Annotated in this window: 15 protein-coding genes; 7 read left to right on the forward strand and 8 right to left on the reverse strand. The window is 68.0% G+C overall.

Annotated elements, in window-relative coordinates; translation table 11 throughout:
• Positions 1-376: 376 nt before the first annotated feature.
• The 3 genes from ACFVM3_RS27445 to ACFVM3_RS27455 form a co-directional block, all read right to left on the reverse strand.
• Positions 377-1,939: an amidase gene (locus tag ACFVM3_RS27445; RefSeq protein WP_378442860.1), complete on the reverse strand. Its 1,563-nt coding sequence runs from the start codon at positions 1,937-1,939 to the stop codon at positions 377-379.
• A gap of 14 nt (positions 1,940-1,953) precedes the next feature.
• The gene (glnA, locus tag ACFVM3_RS27450) at positions 1,954-3,297 is read right to left on the reverse strand and encodes a type I glutamate--ammonia ligase (protein WP_007035311.1); all 1,344 of its coding nucleotides are present in this window, start codon (positions 3,295-3,297) and stop codon (positions 1,954-1,956) included.
• A gap of 68 nt (positions 3,298-3,365) precedes the next feature.
• On the reverse strand, positions 3,366-4,631 hold the full coding sequence (locus ACFVM3_RS27455) for an MFS transporter (RefSeq protein ID WP_378442861.1): 1,266 nt from the start codon (positions 4,629-4,631) through the stop codon (positions 3,366-3,368).
• Positions 4,632-4,719: 88 nt separating this feature from the next.
• Here ACFVM3_RS27455 and ACFVM3_RS27460 point away from each other — a divergent pair, with 88 nt between their 5' ends.
• Complete coding sequence (locus ACFVM3_RS27460) at positions 4,720-5,388, forward strand: LppX_LprAFG lipoprotein (protein ID WP_378442862.1); 669 nt, start codon at positions 4,720-4,722, stop codon at positions 5,386-5,388.
• A 21-nt stretch (positions 5,389-5,409) separates the two neighbouring features.
• Here the strand turns inward: ACFVM3_RS27460 and ACFVM3_RS27465 are convergent, their stop codons facing one another.
• Complete coding sequence (locus tag ACFVM3_RS27465) at positions 5,410-6,960, reverse strand: alpha/beta hydrolase (RefSeq protein ID WP_378442863.1); 1,551 nt, start codon at positions 6,958-6,960, stop codon at positions 5,410-5,412.
• 52 nt (positions 6,961-7,012) lie between these two features.
• Positions 7,013-8,584, reverse strand: a complete 1,572-nt coding sequence (locus tag ACFVM3_RS27470) for an alpha/beta hydrolase (RefSeq protein WP_378442884.1) — start codon at positions 8,582-8,584, stop codon at positions 7,013-7,015.
• 150 nt (positions 8,585-8,734) lie between these two features.
• Here ACFVM3_RS27470 and secA2 point away from each other — a divergent pair, with 150 nt between their 5' ends.
• Positions 8,735-11,062: an accessory Sec system translocase SecA2 gene (secA2, locus tag ACFVM3_RS27475; protein ID WP_378442864.1), complete on the forward strand. Its 2,328-nt coding sequence runs from the start codon at positions 8,735-8,737 to the stop codon at positions 11,060-11,062.
• A 149-nt stretch (positions 11,063-11,211) separates the two neighbouring features.
• Positions 11,212-12,969: an NAD+ synthase gene (locus tag ACFVM3_RS27480; RefSeq protein ID WP_378442865.1), complete on the forward strand. Its 1,758-nt coding sequence runs from the start codon at positions 11,212-11,214 to the stop codon at positions 12,967-12,969.
• Here the strand turns inward: ACFVM3_RS27480 and ACFVM3_RS27485 are convergent.
• Positions 12,940-13,566 carry a VOC family protein gene (locus ACFVM3_RS27485; protein ID WP_378442866.1) on the reverse strand — a complete coding sequence of 209 codons (627 nt, stop codon included), beginning with the start codon at positions 13,564-13,566 and terminating at the stop codon, positions 12,940-12,942. The genes ACFVM3_RS27480 and ACFVM3_RS27485 overlap by 30 nt on opposite strands.
• A gap of 90 nt (positions 13,567-13,656) precedes the next feature.
• Between ACFVM3_RS27485 and ACFVM3_RS27490 the strand changes: the two genes are divergently transcribed.
• On the forward strand, positions 13,657-14,193 hold the full coding sequence (locus tag ACFVM3_RS27490) for a methylated-DNA--[protein]-cysteine S-methyltransferase (RefSeq protein ID WP_192746467.1): 537 nt from the start codon (positions 13,657-13,659) through the stop codon (positions 14,191-14,193).
• Positions 14,194-14,205: 12 nt separating this feature from the next.
• On the opposite strand, the gene ACFVM3_RS27495 is transcribed toward ACFVM3_RS27490, so the two are convergent.
• Both ACFVM3_RS27495 and lysX read right to left on the reverse strand, forming a co-directional pair.
• Positions 14,206-14,793, reverse strand: a complete 588-nt coding sequence (locus ACFVM3_RS27495; protein WP_378442867.1) for a DinB family protein — start codon at positions 14,791-14,793, stop codon at positions 14,206-14,208.
• Between the two features lie 143 nt (positions 14,794-14,936).
• The gene (lysX, locus tag ACFVM3_RS27500; RefSeq protein WP_378442868.1) at positions 14,937-18,254 is read right to left on the reverse strand and encodes a bifunctional lysylphosphatidylglycerol synthetase/lysine--tRNA ligase LysX; all 3,318 of its coding nucleotides are present in this window, start codon (positions 18,252-18,254) and stop codon (positions 14,937-14,939) included.
• A gap of 243 nt (positions 18,255-18,497) precedes the next feature.
• Between lysX and panB the strand changes: the two genes are divergently transcribed.
• From panB to pip, 3 genes are all read left to right on the forward strand, one after another.
• Positions 18,498-19,373 (forward strand): 3-methyl-2-oxobutanoate hydroxymethyltransferase, encoded by an 876-nt coding sequence (gene panB, locus ACFVM3_RS27505; RefSeq protein ID WP_378442869.1) that lies wholly within the window; start codon positions 18,498-18,500, stop codon positions 19,371-19,373.
• 389 nt (positions 19,374-19,762) lie between these two features.
• Entirely contained in the window at positions 19,763-20,737 is a 975-nt protein-coding gene (locus ACFVM3_RS27510; protein WP_378442870.1) for a hypothetical protein, read from the forward strand.
• An 89-nt stretch (positions 20,738-20,826) separates the two neighbouring features.
• A complete protein-coding gene (pip, locus tag ACFVM3_RS27515; protein WP_378442871.1) occupies positions 20,827-21,891 on the forward strand; it encodes a prolyl aminopeptidase in 1,065 nt (354 codons plus the stop codon).
• Positions 21,892-22,014 lie beyond the last annotated feature (123 nt).

Below are 22,014 nucleotides of genomic sequence, written 5' to 3' on the forward strand. Positions count from 1 at the left end.
TTTAATGCTCTCAAAGGAACCCCAAAACGAGGTTCTTAATACATAAGCTCTACTGGCTTAGTTCACTAGCACACTGTTGAGTTCTCAAGCAACACGCTTTGTTTCAAAGCGATATTCACAAGCTTTTTGGTCGAGCATGCCGAATCCTACGCTGTTAGTCGTAGGGGGTCGGCGGCCGCTCGTGGGCCGACGCTGAACATTACCTGGTCCGGTTCGCAGTGTCAACCCGCTCGGCCCTGGCGCCTGGCCTCGGGGCTTTCGGCCCCGGCGGCCCGGTGTTCCTGGCGACGAAGAGAAGATTACATGCCCCGGAACCCCCTGAAAACAGGGGGGTCACTTAACGACATCGCCGCAGGTCAGCCGGTATGAACCCCCCTCATCCGACGGTCTTCAGGTAGCGGGGCGGTTTGCGGGCGGGCGCGACGCGCTCGAAGTCGGCCGCGTAGGCGAGCACTCGGGCGTCCGTCCACTGCCCCGCCATGAACGAGACACCGACCGGCAGCTCGCCGACGAATCCCGCGGGCACGGTCACCGCGGGGTAGCCCGAGACCGCGGCCGGCGTCGACGACGGGATCACGTCGTTGTCACCGGTCTTGCAGTCGGTCTTCCAGGCAGGCGGGTTCGTGGGCGCGGCGATCGCGTCGAGGCGGTATTTCGCGAGAGTCTCGTCGATCGAGCGTTTCGCCAGATCGGTGAGTTCGCGGCGCATGGCCTGGTAGCCGGGATCGGACGGGCCGGGCGCGGCGAGCGCCTGTTCGAAGAGTTCCTGCCCGGCGAAGCAGGTCTGCTCCAGCGGGTCCGACCGGTTGTACTCGATGAGCGCGGCGAGGTCGCGCGGGCCTTCGGGGCGCGTGGCCAGGTAGCGATCGATGTCCCGGTGGAACTCGGTGAGCAGCGCGGGGAACTCCAGTTCACCGAGCCTGGCCTGGTACGGCGGCGTCACCTCGACGACCTCGGCACCGGCCTTGACCAGCGAGTTCCTGGTCTTCGTCATGACGGCGTCGACGTCCGGGCCGAGGACGGGCAGGCGCCAGAGACCGATCCGGGAGCCCTTCAGCACGCCGGGCCGGAGGTGCGCGGCGTAGTCGGTCGGTTGATTCGGCGGGTACGCGCCGGTGGCCGGGTCGCTCGGGTCACGGCCCTGCAGCGCGGACAAGGTGAGCGCGACGTCGACGACGTGCCTGGCCATCGGGCCGGCGGTGTCCTGTTCGGCCGAGATCGGCACCACACCGGTGCGGCTGACCAGGCCGAGGCTCGGTTTGTGCCCCACCGTCGCGGTCATCCCGGCCGGGCAGACGATCGAACCGTCGGTCTCACTGCCGATCGCCACCTGGGCGAGTGACGCGGCGATACCGGCGGCGGATCCGGCGGACGACCCACACGGGTTGCGGTCGAGCACGTACGGGTTGTTCGTCTGCCCACCGACGCCCGACCACCCGGAAGTGGGTTTGGCGGCGCGGAAGTTCGCCCATTCGGACAGGTTCGCCTTGCCGAGGACGACCGCGCCCGCGTCACGCAGACGGCGGATCAGGGTCGCGTCCTTCGCGGGCTTGCTGCGCAGCGCGCGCGACCCCGCCGTCGTCTGCATGGAGCGGGTGTCGACGTTGTCCTTCACCAGGACGGGGATGCCGTCCAGCGGTCCGAGGGTCTTGCCGGCGCGACGCCGGACGTCACTCTCCGCGGCTTGCGCGATCGCGGCCGGATTGACCGCGATGACCGCGTTCACCTTGCGGTCGACCTTGTGGATGCGATCGAGATAAGCCGAGGTCAGACTGACCGCAGTCAGCCGTCCGGACGACATCCGGGCCTGGAGCGCGGGGATGTCGGCGGAGTCGAGATCGAGTGGCTTCCCGGTGGCGGACGCCGCCGGCGCGGCACTCGCCGCGATGGTCGCGGCGACCAATGTCGTCAGAACTCGGAACACCGGTCGCCGCACCATCAGGTCTCCTTCGTCTAGAGAACCGGAAGCAGGGTCCGCAGCTCGTACGGGGTCACCGCGCTGCGGTAGTTATCCCATTCAACACGTTTGTTGCGAAGGAAGAAGTCGTAAACGTGCTCTCCGAGCGCTTCGGGCAGAAGTTCCGATTTCTCCATCTCCGCCAGCGCCTCCCCGAGGTTCTGCGGGAGCTGGGCGTATCCGGCCGCGCGGCGCTCGGCGTCCGAGAGCTGCCAGATGTTGTCCTCGGCGGGAGGCGGGAGCTCGTAGCCCTTCTCGATGCCCTTGAGGCCGGCGGCCAGGATGACCGAGTACGCCAGATAGGGGTTGCACGCGGAGTCGAGGGTGCGGATCTCCACGCGGCGTGACGACGCCTTGCCCGGCGAGTACATCGGCACCCTGACCAGCGCGGAGCGGTTGGCGCGGCCCCACGAAACGGTCGTCGGGGCCTCACTGCCGCTGATCAGGCGTTTGTAGGAGTTCACCCATTGGTTCGTGACCGCCGAGATCTCCTTCGCGTGGTGCAACAGTCCCGCCACGAAGGCTTTACCCGTCGCCGACAACTCGTACGGGTCTTCCGCGTCGTAGAAGGCGTTGCGATCACCCTCGAACAGGCTCACGTGGGTGTGCATTCCCGAGCCCGGCTGGTTGGTGAACGGCTTCGGCATGAAGGTCGCGCGGACGCCTTGCGTGAGCGCGACCTCCTTGACGACGTAGCGGAAGGTCATCACGTTGTCGGCCATGGTCAGCGCGTCGGCGTACCGGAGGTCGATCTCCTGCTGGCCGGGCGCGCCCTCGTGGTGGCTGAACTCGACCGAGATCCCCATCGCCTCGAGCGTCTCGATGGCGTGCCGGCGGAAGTGCGTCGCCGTGGCGTGGCTGGCCTGGTCGAAGTAGCCGCCGTTGTCCGCGGGCTCGGGCTCGCTTCCGTCATCCGGCAGGCTGGCGAGCAGGAAGAACTCGATCTCGGGGTGGACGTAGCAGGTGAAACCCGCTTCGCCCGCCTTCGAGAGCTGCCTGCGGAGGACGTGCCGGGGGTCCGCCCAGGACGGGGAGCCGTCCGGCATCGCGATGTCGCAGAACATGCGCGCCGAGTACGGGCCGCCGTCCGGGGTCTCCCACGGGAGGACCTGGAACGTGGCCGGGTCGGGCTTCGCGACCATGTCGGACTCGTAGACCCGGGCGAATCCTTCGATGGCCGATCCGTCGAAGCCGATCCCCTCGCTGAAGGCGCCCTCGAGTTCGGCGGGCGCCACCGCGACAGACTTGAGAAACCCCAGCACATCCGTGAACCAGAGCCTGACGAAACGGATGTCGCGCTCTTCCAAGGTACGGAGCACGAACTCCTGCTGGCGATCCATGGCCGCACCCTAACGAGAACGTGTTAACGACATGTTTCGCGACGCGCCGATCGGCCGGAAGTGGTGGATCACCCGACGAGGGCCGGTTCGGGTTTGGCCGCCTTGGTGATCGCCAGCGAAGCGACCGAAGCGATCACGGCGAGGCTCGCCGCGATGTACCAAGCGAGCGCGTAGCTGCCCGACGAATCGCGGATCGCGCCTGCTCCGAAGGCCGCGAGACCGGCCCCGAGCTGGTGGCTGGCGAAGACCCAGCCGAAGACGATCGGACCGGCGGCGCCGTATTGCCGGACACAGAGCGCGACCGTGGGCGGAACCGTCGCCACCCAGTCGAGGCCATAGAAGATGATGAACGCCCACATGCTCGGTTCCACCGTTCCGCTCAGCAGTTGTGGGAGCAGGGCGAGCGAAACGCCGCGAAGGGCGTAGTAGACGCCGAGGAGGATCCGCGGATCGACGCGGTCGGTGAGCCAGCCGGAGGCGATCGTGCCGACGACGTCGAAGATCCCGACGAGGGCGAGCAGACCGGCGGCCGTCGTCTGCGGCATGCCGTGGTCGTGCGCCGCGGGCACGAAGTGGGTGCTGACCAGGCCGTTCGTCGTGGCGCCGCAGATCGCGAAGCCGACGGCGAGCAGCCAGAACGTCCTCGTGCGCGCTGCGGAGCCGAGCACCGAGAGCGCGCGGCGGACGGAACCACCTGTGCGGGTGACGGGGGCGTCTTCGCCGGGCTCCGCGCCGTAAGCGGTCATTCCGAGATCGGACGGGTGATCGCGAACCACCAGGAGAACGACGGGCACGACGGCCAGTGCGGCGATGGCGATGACGAGCGACGCCGTCCGCCAGCCCTCGTCGACGGCGAGGTTCGCCACGATGGGGAGGAAGATCAGCTGGCCGGTGGCGCCCGCCGCGGTGAGGACCCCGGTGACGACACCGCGGCTGCGGACGAACCAGCGGGCGGCGACCGTCGCGGCGAAACTCATCGCCATCGAGCCGGTGCCGACGCCGACCAGGACACCCCAGCAGAGGATGAGCTGCCAGCTCGCGGTCATGAACACCGTGCCGCCCGCGCCGATCGCGACGACGAACAACGCCGTCGAGGCGACGCGCCGCATGCCGAAGCGCTCCATGAGAGCCGCGGCGAAGGGCGAGAAGAGGCCGTAGAGGACGAGGTTCACGGAGACGGCCGACGCGATCGTCGCGCGCGACCAGCCGAACTCGTTGTGAAGCGGGTCGATGAGCACGCCGGGGGCCGCGCGGAAACCGGCGGCGGCGAGCAGAGCGATGAATGCGGCGGCGGCGACGAACCACGCGCGGTGGAGCCGGGTCTCGGATTGCACGGGTACAGCGTCGTGGGCGCCGGCGCCCGGCGAAAGCGGCCGGAAGGACACCGTGCGAAAGATTCGGGCCAAGCCATAGGCTTCGGTCATGCGCTGCCGTCACCTCGTGCCGGCGCTGCTGCTCACGATCGGGCTCATCGGCGGCTGCGCGGGGTCTCCCCCGCTGCCGCCTGCCCAGGACTACGTGAGCGCGGCGGCCGAGTCCCTCGTCTCGTTGCGCAGCGTGCGGTTCACGCTCGGGGTGAACGGCGTCGTCACCGGCCTGCCGGTGCGCGGGCTCGACGGCGACGTCAGCCTGGAGGGTGGCGCGGTCGGTAATGCCGATCTGCAGGACAACTTCGAACGGGTGAAGGTCAAGTACCGACTGTCGGGCTCGGAGATCACCCTCAGCGGGCCTCGCGGAGAGCGGGTGATTCCGGCTTCGGCGCCGTACACGCCTGAAGCGATGCTCGGGCCTGAAGGCGGGCTTCGGCGGCTGCTGACCGGGGCGACCGAGCTGCGGGGCGAGCGGTGGGAGCGGGTGCAGGACACCGAGTCGTTCCGGATCGCCGCGAAGGTGCCGGCCGCGGTGATCGGCGGGATCGTGCCGGAGATCAGGTCGGACGTGTTCGTGAAGCTGTGGATTTCGCGGGACGAGCCGCGGCGGCTGGTGCGGGTGTGGCTGCAGGTGCCGCCGACGAGGCCGGAGGAGTTCGCGGTGATGCTGGAACTGGCGTTGACCAGGCATAATGAGGTTGTCGTCGGGGCCGGGCGATAGCAAAGGTCCCTTGCTCTCCCGCTAGGAGCAGCGGGCGTCGGGGGCGGGTAGTGCGCCATCGATCAGGTAGGCGATGCCGGCTCGGTCGACGCACTCGTTCCCGTCGAGGAACACGGTGTGCTGCGCTCCCTCGAACGTGAGCAAAGCTCCCTTGAGGTCCTCCGCCAGGTTCACCCCGGACGCGTACGGGGTCGCGGGATCGTCGGTGGTCGAGATGACCAGGGGCTTCGGCAGGCCGTCGACGTCCGGCTTGTGCACCTCCGAGGTGGCGGGCACCGGCCACACCGAGCAAATGTCGAGCTCGCTCATGTCCGGAGTGCCGCCGGCGAGGAACGGCGCGCCCTGGAGCATCCGCTGGTGGGCGCCTTCGATGACACGCCTGTCGGCGATCCGCGTGCTGTCGACGCAGCGGACCGCGAAGTACACGTCGAGGATGCCGGTGTACCGGCCGTCGGTCTCGCGGCCGTAGTAGTTGTCGGCGAGCGCGACCAGGGTCTTGCCGCTCCCTCGTTTCAGCTCGGCGAGCCCGTCGTTGAGGAACTTCCACGCGTCCTGCGAGTACAGCGCGGCGCTGGTCCCGGTGATGGCGTCCTCGAACGAGAGCTTGCGGGTCCCCGCGGGCACCGGTTCGGTGATCAGCGGCCGCACCAGGTCTTGGAACGCCTTCGTCACCGCGCCCGCGTCCCTGCCGAGCGCGCAGTCTTCGCGAGCTGCGCACCACTTGCCGAATTCGGCGAACGTGTTCTGGAAACCGGCCATCTGCGTGACCAGCGACTCGGCGGTGTCGAGTTCGGGGTCGACCGCGCCGTCGAGAAGCAACGCCCGCACCTTGTCCGGATAGGCCTCGGCGTAGGCGGTCCCGATCTGCGTGCCGTAGGAAAAGCCCAGGTAGCTGAGCTTCTCGTCGCCGAGGGCCGAACGCAGGACGTCGAGATCGCGGACGACGTCCCTGGTCCCGATGTTGGCTAGCAGCTCTTTGCCGTGCTTCGTGCGCTCGGCGCACTTCGCGGCGTACGTCTTGGCGTCGGCGAGTTGCTTCGCGATCCCGCCGGGTGTCGAATCGCTTTCCGAATCCTCCGCGCGGTCCGCGTCGCGTTCGGCGTCGGTGAGGCAGACGAGTTTCGGTTCGCTGGTCCCCACCCCGCGTGGATCGAAGCCGACGATGTCGAAGCGTTCGGCCAGCTCCGCCGCGGGCCGGGACTTCGCGATCCGCGCCGCGGCCGAGACGCCTGAGCCACCGGGGCCGCCCGGGTTGACCACGAGCGAGCCGATCCGCCGGCCGGTGTCCTTCGTCTTGTGCCGGAGGACGCCGATCGAGATCGTCTCGCCGTCCGGCTTCAGGTAGTCGAGCGGCACGGTGAGCTTCGCGCAGTCGAACGCCTTGTCAGTGTGGGACGCGCACGCTTCCCACGCCAGCTTCTGCCCGGTGAATTTCTCGAGCGCCTTCGGGTCCGGAGTAGGTGACGCCGAGGTGGTCGGCGACGCCGGCGGTGCCGGCTGAGGCTGCTGCGTCGTGCACGAGGCGACCAGCACGGCGACGACGAGCGCTGCCGGGACGCGGCGAAGACTCATCTCGCGATCTTCGCAGCGTCCCGGCCGCTCAGGGGCCTTCGCGCCGAACTCGTTACTTGGCGGTGCAGCGCGTGCCCTCGTCCGGAAGGACCCCGTTCACCAGGTAATCGATGCCGATCTGGTCGACGCACGACACGCCCTGGAGGAACACGGTGTGCTGGTTGCCCTCGAACGTGAGCAAAGCTCCCTTGATCGCTTTCGCGAGGTTGACGCCCGCTTGATAGGGCGTCGCGGGGTCGTTCGTCGTCGAGATGACCAGCGTCTTCGGCAGTCCTTCGACGTTCGGCTGGTGCGGCTCGGACGTGTTCGGCACCGGCCAGAAGGCACAGGCGTCGCGCGCGGAACCGTCCGGCCTCCCGTCGTCGAGGAACGGCGCCGCCTCCGCGTACCGCTTCTGCGCGTCGAGGATCTTCGCCGGATCGGTGACCCGCGGGTCGTCGACGCAGCGGATCGCGACGAACGCGTCCTGCGTCGTCCCGTAACGGCCGTCGGCACCGCGTTCGTTGTAGAGATCGGCCAGTTTCTCGAGGCCGTCGCCGCGCTGACGCTTCAGGTCGTTGAGCGCGGTATTCAGCGGTTCCCAGAGATCTTCCTGGTAGAGGGCCTGAATCACGCCTGTCGTCGCGTCCTCGTACGACAGTTTCCGGCCGTCGCTGACCGGCACCGGGAAGTCGATCAGCGGGCGCACCAGATCTTGGAACGCCTTCGTCACGCCGGCGGCGTCGCGCCCGAGGGCGCAGTCTTCACGCGCGGCGCACCAGTTCGAGAACTCCCCGAACGCCTTGCCGAAGCCCTGTCCCTGCCCGACCAGCGACTCCACCGCGTCCTGCTCCGGGTCGACCGCCCCGTCGAGCACCAGGGCACGGACATTCGCCGGGAACGCCTCGGCGTAGGCGGAGCCGATCCGCGTCCCGTAGGAGTAGCCGAGGTAGCTCAGCTTCGGCTCGCCGAGGACCGAGCGCAGGATGTCCAAGTCCTTGACGACGTCACGCGTGCCCAGGTTCGCGAGCATCGCGGCACCGTGTTCGGTCCGCTCGGCGCACTTCGCCGCGAAGTCCTGGGACTCGGCCTCCTGCTTTTTCACTCCCTCGGGTGAGCCGTCGGTCTCGCTGTCGTCCGCGCGGTCCGCGTCGCGTTCGGCGTCGGTCAGGCAGCGGACCTGCGGCTGGCTCGCGCCAATACCGCGCGGGTCGAAACCGACCATGTCGAAGCGTTTGCCCAGCTCGTTCGTCGCCGTCCTGGACGCGAGACCGGCCGCGGCCTGCATCCCGGAGGCGCCGGGACCGCCGGGGTTGACCACGAGCGCGCCAATCCTTTCGTCGGTATCCAGCGCCTTCCGGCGCAGCAGGCCGAGCGTGATCGAGTCGCCGTCGGGTTTCGCGTAGTCGAGCGGGACGGTCAGCCGGGCGCACTGTGCGTCCTTCACTCGAAACGCCGCTTTCGCGTCATCGGATGTCGCGTAGGGTGCACAGTCGGCCCAGGTCAGGCTCTGTCCGTAGAACTTCTCGAGTCCGGCGGGCACCGGTCCGCTCGGAGCGTGCGACTCGGTGGCCGGAGGCGGCGGCTGGGTTCTACCCTCTCCCGACGAGCACGCGGCGACGGTGACGGCGAGGAGGCCGGACAGCGTGATCGCGGCGAATCGACGGGCACGGGACCTGGCGCTGACATGAGTGGACACGGTTGGATCGTGCCATCGGCCGTGGAACTCGGCCGCACCACCACTGCGTTGGTGGTACGGGTGCGGACGGCAGAAGAAACAGACGGGAGCACAGGGGTGGCAGCACTGATCAGCCGGGTGGGCAAGAAGCTGCGCCGGATCATCCAGCGGCCGGGCAGCGTCGAGCTGACCCGCTACGAAGCGCTGCTGCCGGCCATCGAGAAGCTCGAGCCCGAGTTGGAGAAGCTTTCCGACGAGGAGCTGACAGAGCGGGCCGGCAAGCTTCGGGACGCGGCTTCCTTCGGCAACGACCAGCTGATCGAGGTCTGCGCGCTCGGTCGCGAGGCCGCGCGGCGGGCGCTCGGCGAGCGTGCCTTCGACGTCCAGCTGCTGGGCACGATGGGCCTGCTCAGCGGGCATATCGTGCAGATGGAGACCGGTGAGGGCAAGACGCTGGCGGGCGCGCTGGCCGGCGCCGGGTACGCCCTGCGCGGGAAGCACGTCCACGTCGTCACGGTGAACGACTACCTCGCCCGCCGTGACGCGGAGTGGATGGGCCCGATCTACGACCTGCTCGGCGTCTCCGTCGGCTGGGTCGAGCCCGCGCACTCCCGCGACGAGCGCCGCGAGGCGTACGCGAAGGAGGTTACGTACGGCGCCGTCAGCGAGATCGGCTTCGACGTGCTTCGCGACCGCCTGGTGACCCGCGAAGAGGACCTGGTCCAGCGCGAGCCCGAGGTCGCGATCGTCGACGAGGCGGACTCCGTGCTGGTCGACGAGGCCCGCGTACCACTGGTGATGGCGGGGTCGATCGACCACACCGACGCCGACGAAGAGGTCGCGAACATCGTCCGGCGGCTGCGGCTCGGACTGCACTACGAGACCGACGCCGACGGCCGGAACGCCTGGCTGACCAAGGCGGGCGCTTCGGTGGTCGAGAAGGCTCTTGGCGACGACATCAACCTTTACGACGAGACGGGTTCGGACCGGTTGCCCGCGGTGAACGTGGCACTGCACGCGCACGCGCTGCTCACCCGCGACGTCGACTACCTCGTGCGCGACGGGAAGGTGCAGCTCATCAACGCCGCCCGCGGCCGCGTCGCCGAACTGCAGCGCTGGCCGGACGGCCTCCAGGCCGCCGTCGAGGCGAAGGAGCAGGTCAAGGCGACCGACCGCGGCGAGATCCTCGACTCGATCACCGTGCAGGCGCTGCTCGCGCGGTACCCGGAGGTCGCGGGGATGACAGGTACCGCGGTCGCGGTCGCCGAGCAGCTGCGCGAGTTCTACAAACTCGAGGTCGCGGTCATTCCGCCGAACACGCCGAACATCCGTGAAGACCAGGAGGACCGGATCTTCGGATCGCCGTCGCAGAAGTTGCGCGCGATCGAGGAGGAGATCCGGCGGGTGCACGAAACCGGGCGACCTATCCTCGTCGGCACCCAGGACGTCGCCGAGTCCGAAGAGCTGGCCGAGAAACTGGCGAAGGTCGACCTCGAATGCGTCGTGCTCAACGCGCGCAACGACGCCGAGGAAGCCGCGATCATCGCCGACGCCGGTAAGAAGGGCGCGGTCACCGTCTCGACCCAGATGGCGGGCCGGGGTACCGACATCCGGCTGGGTGGCAAGAACGGCGAGGGCCGCGACGAGGTCGTCGAGCTGGGCGGCCTGCACGTGATCGGCACCGCCCGCTACCCGTCGAGCAGGCTGGACGGCCAGCTGCGCGGCCGGTCCGGACGTCAGGGCGACCCGGGCAGCGCGGTGTTCTTCGCCAGCTTGAACGACGAACTCGTGCTGTCGAACGCGCCGGACATCCCCGAGGGCATCAGTTCCGACGTGGGCAGCGGCGAGATCGTCGACCCGGCGGCGCTGCGGCAGATCAACCACGCGCAGCGCGTCGCCGAGGGCGTCGACCTGGAGATCCACCGGAACACCTGGCGCTACACGCGGCTGATCGAGCGGCAGCGCGGCGAGCTGCTCGAGCACCGCGACAAGGTGCTGCGGACGGCGCACGCGGCGGAGGTGCTGGAGAAGGCGCACCCGGAGAAGTTCAAGGAGCTTTCGGAGGCCGTCGACGACGAGGCCCGCGTCGAGCAGCTGTGCCGGGAGGTGCTGCTGTTCCACATCGACCAGCTGTGGTCGGACCACCTGGCGTTCCTGACCGACGTGCGGGAGAGCATCCACCTGCGGGCGCTGGCGCGGGAGACGCCGATCGACGAGTTCCACCGCGCGGCGATCCCCGAGTTCCACAAGATCATCCCGGAGGCGGCCGAGCGGGCGGCGAAGACGCTCGAGGAGGCCGAGATCACCGAGAACGGGATCGACCTCGGTGACGCGGGCGTGCGGCGGGCGAACACGACGTGGACCTACCTGGTGCACGACAACCCGTTCGACTCCGACTTCGAGCAGACCATCAAGAAGGTGCGGAGCATGATCAAGCGCAAGTAGCGCGCGGGGAGCGGGGGACCTTTGCTCTCACTCTCTTTTGGAGAGCGATAGCAAAGGTCCCCCGCTCTCTTTTCGCCCCGACCGGACCCAGGTGGGCGATTCGGCACATCCGGTCGTCCCCGCGGACGCCGGTGGGTGAGAATGTCGGCATGCCGCAACTGCGCATCGCACTGGCCCAGGTCAACACCACCGTCGGGGACCTCGAAGGCAACGCCGACCTCACCGTCGAGTGGACTCGCAAGGCCGCCGAAGCAGGCGCCCACGTCGTCGTCTTCCCCGAGATGTCCCTCACCGGTTATCCCGTCGAGGACCTCTCCCTCCGCCCGACCTTCGCGTCCGCCTCGAAGCAGATGGTCGAAGCGCTCGCTAAGCGGCTCGAAGACGCCGGATGCGGCGAGGTCCTCACCTACATCGGGTACCTCGATCTGGACGAGACCGGCCCGCGCGACGCGGCGGCCGCGCTGTACCGCGGCGAAGTGGTCGCCCGCCAGTTCAAGCACCACCTGCCCAACTACGGCGTCTTCGACGAGCACCGCTGGTTCAAGCCGGGACACGACCTGGAGGTCGTCCGCTTCCACGGTGTCGACATCGGCATGGTGATCTGCGAGGACGTCTGGCAGGACGGCGGCCCGATCTCCGCGCTGGGCAAGGCCGGGGTGGACCTGGTGGTCGCGCCGAACGCTTCGCCCTACGAGCGCGCGAAGGACGACATCCGCCTGCCGCTGATCGCGCGCCGCGCGGCCGAGGCCGGGGCGCCGCTGGTGTACACGAACCAGGTCGGCGGCCAGGACGACCTCGTCTTCGACGGCGACTCGATCGTGGTCGGCGCGGACGGACGGCTGCTGGCGCGCGCGCCGCAGTTCGTCGAGCACCTGCTCGTCGTCGACACGGACCTCGTCGCCGGCGGGCACACCGCCGAAGGCGAGTTCGAGGGCCTGCGGGTGAAGCGCCGCGTACTCGGCGAGGAACCGGTTCCGGCGTACACCCCGCGCACCGAGTCCGCGATCAGCGAGCCGCTGTCGGACGAAGCCGAGGTGTGGCACGCGCTCGTCGTCGGCCTGCGCGACTACGTGCACAAGAACGGCTTCTCGTCGGTGACGTTCGGCTTCTCGGGCGGCATCGACTCCGCGGTCGTGGCGGCGCTGGCCGCCGACGCGCTGGGCGGCGACAACGTCTACGGCGTTTCGATGCCTTCGGAGTACTCCTCGGAGCACTCGAAGGGCGACGCCGAAGACCTCGCCCGCCGGATCGGCGCGCACTATCGCGTCGAGCCGATCGCGGACATGGTCAAGGTCTACGTCGAGCAGCTTCAGCTGACCGGCCTCGCCGAGGAGAACATCCAGGCCCGCGTCCGCGGCATGCTGCTGATGGCACTGTCCAACCAGGACGGTCACCTCGTGCTTGCCACCGGGAACAAGACCGAACTCGCCGTCGGCTACTCGACGATCTACGGCGACGCCGTCGGGGCCTTCGCGCCGATCAAGGACCTGTTCAAGACGCACGTCTGGCACCTGGCCAAGTGGCGCAACGCGGAAGCCGAGAAGAACGGCGAAACCCCGCCGATCCCGGAGAACTCGATCACCAAACCGCCGTCGGCGGAGCTGCGGCCGGGTCAGCTGGACAGCGATTCGCTGCCCGACTACCTGATGCTCGACGACATCCTCGACGACTACATCGAGGGCGACCGCGGTTACGTCGACCTGGTCGACGCGGGCTTCGAACCCGAGACCATCGACCGCGTGGTGCGGATGGTCGACAAGGCCGAATACAAACGCCGCCAGTACCCGCCGGGCACCAAGATCACCTTCAAGGCGTTCGGGCGGGACCGGCGGCTGCCGATGACCAACGGCTGGCGCGAGGGCACCGTCGTGACCCGCTCAGCTCAGCGCGACCTGCTTCCCCGCTGAGTTCGTCAGCACGGCCACCAGGCCGGGCTTCGTGTCACGCCGGACGAGCATGTCCATCCCGAGCGCACGGACCGCGGCTTCGACCGCGGCGGGCTCGGGGTGGACACCAGTCACCATGAGCAGCGGGATCGACGGGAGCCCCCGCGTCGTCGGATGCGGGGTGCTCCCCCAGTCGATGAGAAAGGGCGCGAGTCCATCGAGACCGCCCGCACCGGTGAGCCGCCAGGTCAGCAGTTCGCCGTCGTCGGTGGTCCGCGACATTTCGGACGCTTCGCCAGGGTCGTAGCCACGTTCACGTGCTTCGGCGATGGCCTCGTCGATGCCTTCCACCCGTGCGGCCCAGGTGACCAGGGCGGGCGCGGTCAGCTCGTCGATCCCGAACGGGCGCGGTCCGATGTGCTCGGGCTGGTCCGGGTCGGGGCCGACCACCTCGAGATAGGCGCCGGCGCCCAAATCGGCCAGATAGTTGGCCGTACCGAACCCGACATGCCTTCCGCCGCGGACCGGCGTGACGCCGGTCAGCTCGGCGACGCGCGCCACGGCCTCGTCGAGGTCCGGCCCGGCGTAGACGAGGTGATCAAGCACGAGGTCGTTCATGCCCATACTCCTACCGCAGCCACGGCTCCAGCGGCACCGCGGCATGGCCGTGAACCCGAAACTGTCGGACCGTTCTCGTACCCTGGGCACATGACGGCACCGGGCTATTCCGTATTCGGCACCGCGATCGGCGACTGCGGCATCGCGTGGAGCGAACGCGGGGTCGTCGCGGTCCAACTCCCCGAGGGCAGTGAAGAAAAGACGAGGGCGCGACTGACCGCGCGCCTTCCCGAAGCGACCGAATCCACACCGCCGGGCGAGATCCAACGCGCGATCGACGGGATCGTCTCGTTGATGGACGGCAAGCGCACGGATCTCACCGGCGTCGGCCTCGACTACGAAGGAGTACCGGACTTCCATCACCGGGTCTACGAGTTCATCCGCACCATCCCCGCGGGCAAGACGCTGACCTACGGCGACATCGCGAACATCCTCGGCATGCCCGGCGGCGCGCAGGCCGTGGGGCAGGCGATGGGCCGGAACCCGTTCCCGATCATCGTGCCGTGCCACCGCGTACTCGCCGCGGGCGGCAAGGACGGCGGCTTCTCCGCGCGCGGAGGGGTCGCCACCAAGCGCCGGATGCTGGTCATCGAAGGCGCTTTGGCGGACGAACCGACGTTGTTCTAGTCGCGTTGGGTTCTAGTCGCTTCGGGCCGGTGACCAGGGCTTGAGCCACGGCGTCTCCGGCCAGCCTTCCGCGGCGGCCATCAGCGGGATCGCCGTCGCGCCGTCGATGTGCTCGCGGATGATATCGGCGTGCCCGGCGTGGCGCGCGGTCTCCTCGATGAGGTGGAGCAGCACCCAGCGGACCGACCACGCGTCGACGTCCTGCGGATACCAGGGCACACCCTTCGGCACCGGGACCGGCTGGCCGAGGTCGGTGATGCCTGTGATGACGTCCGCGGTTCGGCGGGCGACCTCGTCGTAACGCGCGAAAACGTCTTCGAGCGTCTCACCGTCTGCCATCACGTAGCCGGCTTCGTACTCCTTCATCGCTTCGTCCATCGGCTTCGAGGGCTTCTGGAGAAGGATGTCGATCCACCCGTCTTCCGTAGTCGCGGTGTGCTTGATCAGGCCGCCGACGCTCAGTGAGCTTCTGGTCGGGACAGCTCTGGCCTGTTCTTCGGTGAGGCCGTGCGCCGCGATCCGCAGGACGTGGCGCTGCTGCTCGAGGTAGGCGAGGAGACCTTCGCGCTCGTCGGCGACCGGGGGAACGTTTCCAGCCATGGTGGCTCCTTCCGTCGGAAGGGGGATCATGGCATCCGGCACCGGCTTCTTGCGGCGATTCGGCCCGGAAGGGAGCAAGGGACCCTTGCTCTCGTTTGTCTCAACGTCGAGAGAAGCGAGAGCAAAGGTCCCTTGCTCCCCCGCTAACCCTGCGGCCGGACGAACGGGAACAGCACCGTTTGCCTGATCGACGCTCCGGTCAGCATCATCAGCAGCCGATCGACGCCGATGCCGAGCCCGCCGGTCGGCGGCATGCCGTGCTCGAGCGCGAGCAAGAAATCCTCGTCCAGTTCCATCGCCTCGACGTCCCCGCTCGCCGCGCGCAGCGACTGGGCCTCCAGCCGTCGCCGCTGTTCGAGCGGGTCGGTCAGTTCGGTGTAGGCAGTGCCGACCTCGGAGCCGAACGCGATCAGGTCCCAGCGCTCGGCCAGCCGCGGATCGACGCGATGTTGCCGGGTCAGGGGCGAGACATCGGTCGGGTAGTCGGTGTAGAACGTCGGCAGTACGGTCGCGCCTTCGACCAGATGCTCGTGCGCCTTCAGCACGAGGTCGCCGTGCCCGGCGTCCTCGTTCACCGGCACCCCCGCCGCGCGGCAGAACCGCTGGAGTTCGGCGACCGGCGTACTCGCGTCGACCACCTCCCCGAGCGCCGCAGAGACGGCTTCGTGCACCGGGATCACCGGCCAGTCACCGGAGATGTCGTACTCGACGACCGTCCCGTCCGGCCCAGGACGGCGAACGACCTGCGCGCCGTACGCGGCTTCCGCGGCGCACTGCACGAGTTCCCGCGTCAGCGTCCGCATCGTGTTGTAGTCGGCGTACGCCTGGTACGCCTCCAGCATGGTGAACTCGGGGTTGTGCGTCGCGTCGACGCCTTCGTTACGGAAGTTCCGGTTCAGCTCGAAAACGCGCTCGACACCGGCCACACACAACCGCTTCAGATAGAGCTCCGGAGCGATCCGCAGGTACATCCGCATGTCGTAGGCGTTGATATGCGTGATGAACGGGCGGGCGTTGGCGCCGCCGTGCACGGTCTGCAGCATCGGCGTCTCGACTTCGAGGTAGTCACCCTGGTGCAGCCGTTCCCGCACGGCGCGCACCACGGTCGAGCGCATCCGCAGCATCGCCGTCGAATCCGGGTTCACCGCGAGGTCCAGATAGCGCTGCCGCACCCGCGTCTCGGGGTCGGTGAGGCCCTTTCGCTTATCCGGCAACGGATGCAGACTCTTCGCCGTGACGGTCCACTCATCGACGAGCACGGAAAGCTCACCACGCCGCGACGTCACGACCTGCCCGCTCACGCCGACGTGGTCGCCGAGGTCGACACCTCGCCGCCAGCCGCCGGGCTCGAGCACGGAAGCATCGAGCATCAGCTGGATCTCACCGCTGAAATCCTTGACCCTGGCGAAACACAGTCCGCCGAGATTACGCATCGCGAGCACCCGGCCCGCGACCCGGACCCGATGCCCGGTATGGGTGTCCGGGCTCAGATCACCGAACTTCGAGGCGATGTCGCCGAGCAGATCCTCCCGGGCGAAGCCGACCGGATAGGGATCGATCCCGGCTTCCCGCAAGCGATCCAGCTTCGCCATCCGCACCCGGACCTGATCGGGGCGCCGCACCTGTTTCGGCGCGGGAGTCGCCGCGTTCGCTTCGATGCGGTGGACCTCGGCGACGAAGTCGTCGGTGACGGTCTCCAGTTTCAGCGCTCGTCCCGACCGTCCTGTCGGGACGAATCCTTCGAGCGCGCCGGCGACGATACCGACCCGCGGCAGCCGTCGAGCCGAGGAATAGCACAGGAATCGCGGCTCCCAGTCGGGGCCGTACTTGGCGTTGGACCGGTAGAGCGATTCGAGCTGGAAGAACCGCGACGCCATGCTGAGAACGCCCCGCCAAGCGCGCAGCACCGGGCCCGCGCCGATCCGCTCGCCCTCTGAGAAGACCGCGCGGAACATCGCGAAGTTCAGCGAAATCCGTTGTGCGCCAAGGTGCGAGCTCGCCGCGACGACCTCCGCGACCATGTATTCGTTGAGTCCGTTTTCGGCGTCGCGGTCGCGCCGCATCAGGTCGAGGGACAGGCCGCGACGGCCCCACGGCACGAACGACAGCATGCCGCGAAGCTCGCCCTTGGCGTCATACGCTTCCACCATCACGCTGCGGCCATCGCTCGGATCACCGAGCCTGCCTAGCGCCATCGAAAACCCGCGCTCGGTTTCCGCTCCGCGCCACTGCTGCGCGTGCAGCAGGAGCTTGGCCATTTCCTCGGCCGGGATTTCGCTGTGCCGGCGGACTTTCGTGGTGTATCCGGCCCGTTCGATCCGTTTGACCGCTTGGCGGACCGAGCGCCGTTCCGGTCCGGCGAGGCTGAAGTCACGGACGTCGAGGACGGCTTCGTCACCGATTTCCAGCGCGCGCAGGCCCGCGTCCGCGTAGACCTTCGCGCCACGTTCACTCGCACCGAGCACACCGGGAGTCCAGCCGTAGGTGCGCGCTTCGTTCAGCCAGGCGCGGACCGCATCGGGCCAGGCATCGGGATCGCCGATGGGGTCCGCGCTCGCGACGCTGGTACCCGCGAGCACACGGTAGGCCACAGCGGCGCGGCCGTTGGGTGAGAAGACGACGCTCTTCTCGCGCCTGGTGGCGAAATAACCCAGAGAGTCTTCTTCGCCGTGTTCGGCAAGAAGGCGACGTACGCGCAGTTCTTCCTCGTCTGTCCTTAAGCGACGGCTACGCACCCCGCGGAAGAGCGTGTACAACGCCGCCGTCGCGACGGCTGTCGCGCTGAGATCGAGCACGAGGTCGAGCCAGGCAGGTCCTTCGCCGATACCGACCCGGCGAAGCTGGATGTTTTCACCGGTCGTGTGGTTGACGACCCAGGCGAAGCGCGCCCAGGTGTCGGCGAGGTGGCCGGGAAAGGCTTCGCTCAGGCCCCAGCCGACGAGAATGACCGCGGCTAGGCCACCGAACAGGACGGTGAGCCCGTCACGCCACGCGCCGGGCGCGAGCCGGGCGGGGAACGCCGGACGCAGAATCCAGAGGAACGCGATCATGCCGAGGGAGATCAGGTCGGCGATGGCCAGCACCCACACCTGATGCGGGATGTGCCGGACCTGCCACGGGCCGAGTTTCAGCAGCTCGGGCCACCACAGCAGCGCGGCCTGGAAGGCCACCGTCACCGCCAGCCCACCGGCCTGGAACAGCAGCAGGGTGTAGAGGGCCGCGCGTTTGCGCCGCCGGAGCGCGGCGCCGAGGACGACGAGCAGCAGCACGATCACGAGGCTCGCGTTCGTCGGGATGCTCAATGCCGAGAAGGCGATGTCCCCCGTCCTGAGCACCGGCCCTTTCACACCGCCGGCGAGCAGGAGGATCACCGAGAACACGGCCGCGAGCTGCACGAGGGTGGCGACGATCCCGCCCGCCCTCGCCTTCCACGGCGCGACTCGGCCCACTGGGTTTGCCATTCTGGTCCTTCGCGGTACACACAGGAGATCGACAGCTGTACTTACTTGACGTCACACAACCCCGTGTGGTTGTCAACGATCATCATCCTCTGGTCTGAATTTCCTCATCCGTAGGCGTGACGGCGCTGTGTGAAGCTGGTCGCAGGGCCTTGGGACGGTCAAATCGGCATGTCACGCTTGGCCTGTTCAGCTCCACGACCCGGGGACCTCTTCGAGGCCTCGAGGGAAGGACGGTCGACAAGGATGTCTGCCACCGAAAAGGATTCCGGCGAGCTCGCGGCTCCGTACGGGACCGGCGCGGCGCCCCAGGCCACATCTGGGAAGAAGGTCCGCGTACATCACCTTCGTGACATGAAAGAGCGCGGCGAAACCTGGCCGATGCTCACCGCCTACGACATGTACACCGCCGCGCTGTTCGACGAAGTGGGCATTCCCGTGCTGCTCGTCGGGGATTCCGCGTCGAACAACGTCTTCGGTTATGACACTTCGCTTCCGGTGACCGTGGAGGAACTGCTTCCACTGGTCCGCGCGGTGACCCGGTCGGTGAAGCGGGCGCTGGTCGTCGCCGATCTGCCGTTCGGCTCGTACCAGCTTTCGCCGCAGCAGGCGTTGGAGACGTCGGTGCGGTTCATGAAGGAAGGTCGCGCGCACGCGGTGAAACTCGAAGGCGGACGGAAATTCGCTCCGCACGTCGAGGCACTGACGTCGGCCGGCGTCCCAGTGATGGGACATATCGGATTCACACCGCAGAGTGAACACAATCTGGGCGGCTACCGAGTCCAGGGACGCGGCGAAGCGGCCGAAGCGCTGCTCGCCGACGCTCTCGCCCTGGAGGAAGCCGGCGCCTTCGCGGTCGTCATGGAGATGGTGCCCGCTGAAGCGGCGAAGCGGATCACTCACGAACTGAAGATCCCGACCGTCGGCATCGGCGCCGGGCCGGACTGCGACGCGCAGGTGCTCGTCTGGCAGGACATGGCCGGGCTTCGACGCGGCAGGACCCCACGCTTCGTGAAGAAGTACGCCGACCTCGCCGGCGTGCTGGCGGGGGCCGCGACGGCGTTCGCGGAGGACGTCCGGCGAGGCGAGTTCCCGGCTCCGGAGCACTCGTTCCACGACTGAACCGCATCTGACCTGCAGAAAGAGAGCAAGGGACCTTTGCTACCACTCCGCCGCCGGGCGAGCGCGGTAGCAAAGGTCCCTTGCTCCCCTGCGGTCACCGTGTGGATTTCGGGTCATCCAACGCACCAGAATCCACACGGTCAGCGCGCCGTACGGGGTGTGTGGAAATAGGGACACTCAACGTCCCTATTTCCACACACCCCGCCCGCCGGCAGGCGGTAGCAAAGGTCCCTTGCTCTCGTTTCAGGTGGTTCGCGCAGGGCGACCCTCCTTTAGTTGTTCACGTATATGAACTTCAATCATGTCCTTGACGCACGTTCGTAAAGAGGCTTAACGTCTAGCCGTCGCCGCCACGACCGATTTCGATCCCTCGACGAGGAGGACCACGGATGCGTGTTCGTGAGCGGGTTCTGGCCGTTGCGGCCGGTGCGGCCTTGCTGTCGACGCTGGCGGCGTACCCGGCACAGGCCGCGACGGTCCGCGTAGGGACTTCGGAGCAGCTAACGGCGGCGCTCGCTTCGGTCACTCCAGGCACTGTCATCGAACTCGCGGCCGACACGACCTTCGCGGGCAACTTCAAGGCGGCGAGGAGCGGCACGTCCAGTAGCCGTATCACCCTGAAGGGTCCACGAAGCGCGGTCATCAAGGCCTCGGCCGGACGCACTCTCGAACTGACCGGCAGCTACTGGAACCTGACCGGCTTCACCCTCACCGGTGGCCAGAAGGGCCTGATGGCGACGGGCGTCAAGAACACCGTCGTCGACGGCATCAAGGTCACTGGCGTCGGCCATGAGGGCATCCATTTCCAGTACACGAGCACCGACAACGTCGTGAAGAACTCAGAGGTGACCGACACCGGCCGCGAGTACGCGGGCTACGGCGAAGGCATCTACTTCGGCTCCGCGAAGGGCAACTGGCCCGGCGGCACGCCCGACAGGAGCGACCGGAACAAGGCGCTGAACAACAAGATCGGCCCGAACGTGCGAGCCGAGTCGATCGACATCAAGGAAGGCACCACCGGCGGCGAATTGCGCGGCAACGTCTTCGACGGGACCGGGCAGAGCGGCGAGCACTTCGCCGACAGCTGGGTGGACCTGAAGGGCAACAACTACGTGGTCGCGGACAACCGGGGCAGCAAGGTCTTCGTGCACGACGCGACCTACGGCGGCTTCGAGGTCCATGTCCAGCTCGACGGTTGGGGCCGCGGCAACACCTTCTCCGGCAACACCGCGGACGTGCAGTCCTCCTACGCGTACGGCTTCTATCTCGTGAAGGCCGCGACGGGGAACAAGGTCTGCGCGAGCAACAAGGTGACCGGCGCCGGGAAGGGATTCGCGAACGTGGCCGCCACGGCGGGCTGCTGACGCGACCGAAGACCGGGGGCCCGCTCAGCCCGGCGGCGGGGGCGGGCCCCCACCCTTCGGACACTCGCCGATTCGGGCAGAGTGTCCCTATGGACGACCTGTACCCGCCGATCCACGTACGCGCCGAGGGCATGCTCGACGTCGGCGACGGGCACCGGATCTACTGCCAGGAAGCCGGGAACCCGGACGGCAAACCCGTGGTCGTCCTGCACGGAGGCCCTGGTAGCGGCATCTCCTCGATGGCCCGGCGGCATTTCGACCCCGAGGCCTACCGGATCATCCTGTTCGACCAGCGCGGCGCCGGCCGCAGCACTCCGCACATCGGCACACCGGGTGTCGACTTGTCGGTCAACACCCTTTGGCACCTCGTCTCGGACATGGAAAAGCTGCGCGAACGGCTGAATCTCGACCAGTGGCAGCTCTTTGGCGGTTCGTGGGGCGTGACCCTCGCCCTCGCCTACGCCGAAACTCACCCGAGCCGTGTCAGCGAGATCATCCTGCGCGGCGTCTTCACCGTCCGCCGCAGCGAGCTCGACTGGATCTACAACGGCGGCGCCGCGAACCTCTTCCCTCGGGAGTGGGAAGCCTTCCTCGCCCCGATCCCCGAAGACCGTCGCGACGACCCTCTGTCGGCCTACCGCGAACTCGTCTATCACCCCGATCGGGCGATCCGGGAGCGAGCCGCCATCGCGTGGAGCGCCTGGGAAGGCGCGATCGTCTGCCTCCGCCCGGATCCCGCCTTCCGTAACCAGTACGCGTCACCTGAATTCGCGGTCACGTTCGCCCGACTGGCGCTGCACTACTTCTGCCATGGAGCGTGGCTTGAGGAGGGGCAGCTGATCCGGGAAGCCGGGAAGCTCGCTGGGATTCCCGGTGTGATCGTGCAGGGTCGATACGACACGGTGTGCCCGCCGGCGACCGCTTACGAGCTGCACCGGGCTTGGCCGGACTCGAAGCTGGAGTTGGTCGAGGCGGCCGGGCACGCGGTGACGGATCCGGGGATGCTGGCGGCGCTCCGGGAGGCGACGGACTCCTTCCGGTCGGTTAAAATCCGCGCGGAGCAGCCGGAAATTCCTGAACCCGAGAGACCTGACTACCTTGTTTCTCGGACCCGGCAGCACGTGGTCCCCAAGCCTGGAGATCGGGTTAGGTGACCTACCTGGAGGGGACCACCTCAAGAATCCTGAAAATCCCGAGTCGATTTCACCCCAAAGCAAGCAACGACCGAACTAAGTTCCAGGTTCAGGAACAATTGGAAGTAGTGACCGCCCCGACGT

Origin of the sequence: Amycolatopsis sp. NPDC057786 (genome assembly GCF_042797905.1) — a bacterium.
Taxonomy (GTDB): domain Bacteria; phylum Actinomycetota; class Actinomycetes; order Mycobacteriales; family Pseudonocardiaceae; genus Amycolatopsis.

Bases quoted from the DNA above. Each gene is read 5' to 3' on its own strand.
- ACFVM3_RS27445 (WP_378442860.1), bottom strand. From the start codon at position 1,939: ATGGTGCGGCGACCGGTGTTCCGAGTTCTGACGACATTGGTCGCCGCG.
- glnA (WP_007035311.1), bottom strand. From the start codon at position 3,297: ATGGATCGCCAGCAGGAGTTCGTGCTCCGTACCTTGGAAGAGCGCGAC.
- ACFVM3_RS27460 (WP_378442862.1), top strand. From the start codon at position 4,720: ATGCGCTGCCGTCACCTCGTGCCGGCGCTGCTGCTCACGATCGGGCTC.
- ACFVM3_RS27465 (WP_378442863.1), bottom strand. From the start codon at position 6,960: ATGAGTCTTCGCCGCGTCCCGGCAGCGCTCGTCGTCGCCGTGCTGGTC.
- ACFVM3_RS27480 (WP_378442865.1), top strand. From the start codon at position 11,212: ATGCCGCAACTGCGCATCGCACTGGCCCAGGTCAACACCACCGTCGGG.
- ACFVM3_RS27485 (WP_378442866.1), bottom strand. From the start codon at position 13,566: ATGAACGACCTCGTGCTTGATCACCTCGTCTACGCCGGGCCGGACCTC.
- ACFVM3_RS27490 (WP_192746467.1), top strand. From the start codon at position 13,657: ATGACGGCACCGGGCTATTCCGTATTCGGCACCGCGATCGGCGACTGC.
- ACFVM3_RS27495 (WP_378442867.1), bottom strand. From the start codon at position 14,793: ATGGCTGGAAACGTTCCCCCGGTCGCCGACGAGCGCGAAGGTCTCCTC.
- lysX (WP_378442868.1), bottom strand. From the start codon at position 18,254: ATGGCAAACCCAGTGGGCCGAGTCGCGCCGTGGAAGGCGAGGGCGGGC.
- panB (WP_378442869.1), top strand. From the start codon at position 18,498: ATGTCTGCCACCGAAAAGGATTCCGGCGAGCTCGCGGCTCCGTACGGG.
- ACFVM3_RS27510 (WP_378442870.1), top strand. From the start codon at position 19,763: ATGCGTGTTCGTGAGCGGGTTCTGGCCGTTGCGGCCGGTGCGGCCTTG.
- pip (WP_378442871.1), top strand. From the start codon at position 20,827: ATGGACGACCTGTACCCGCCGATCCACGTACGCGCCGAGGGCATGCTC.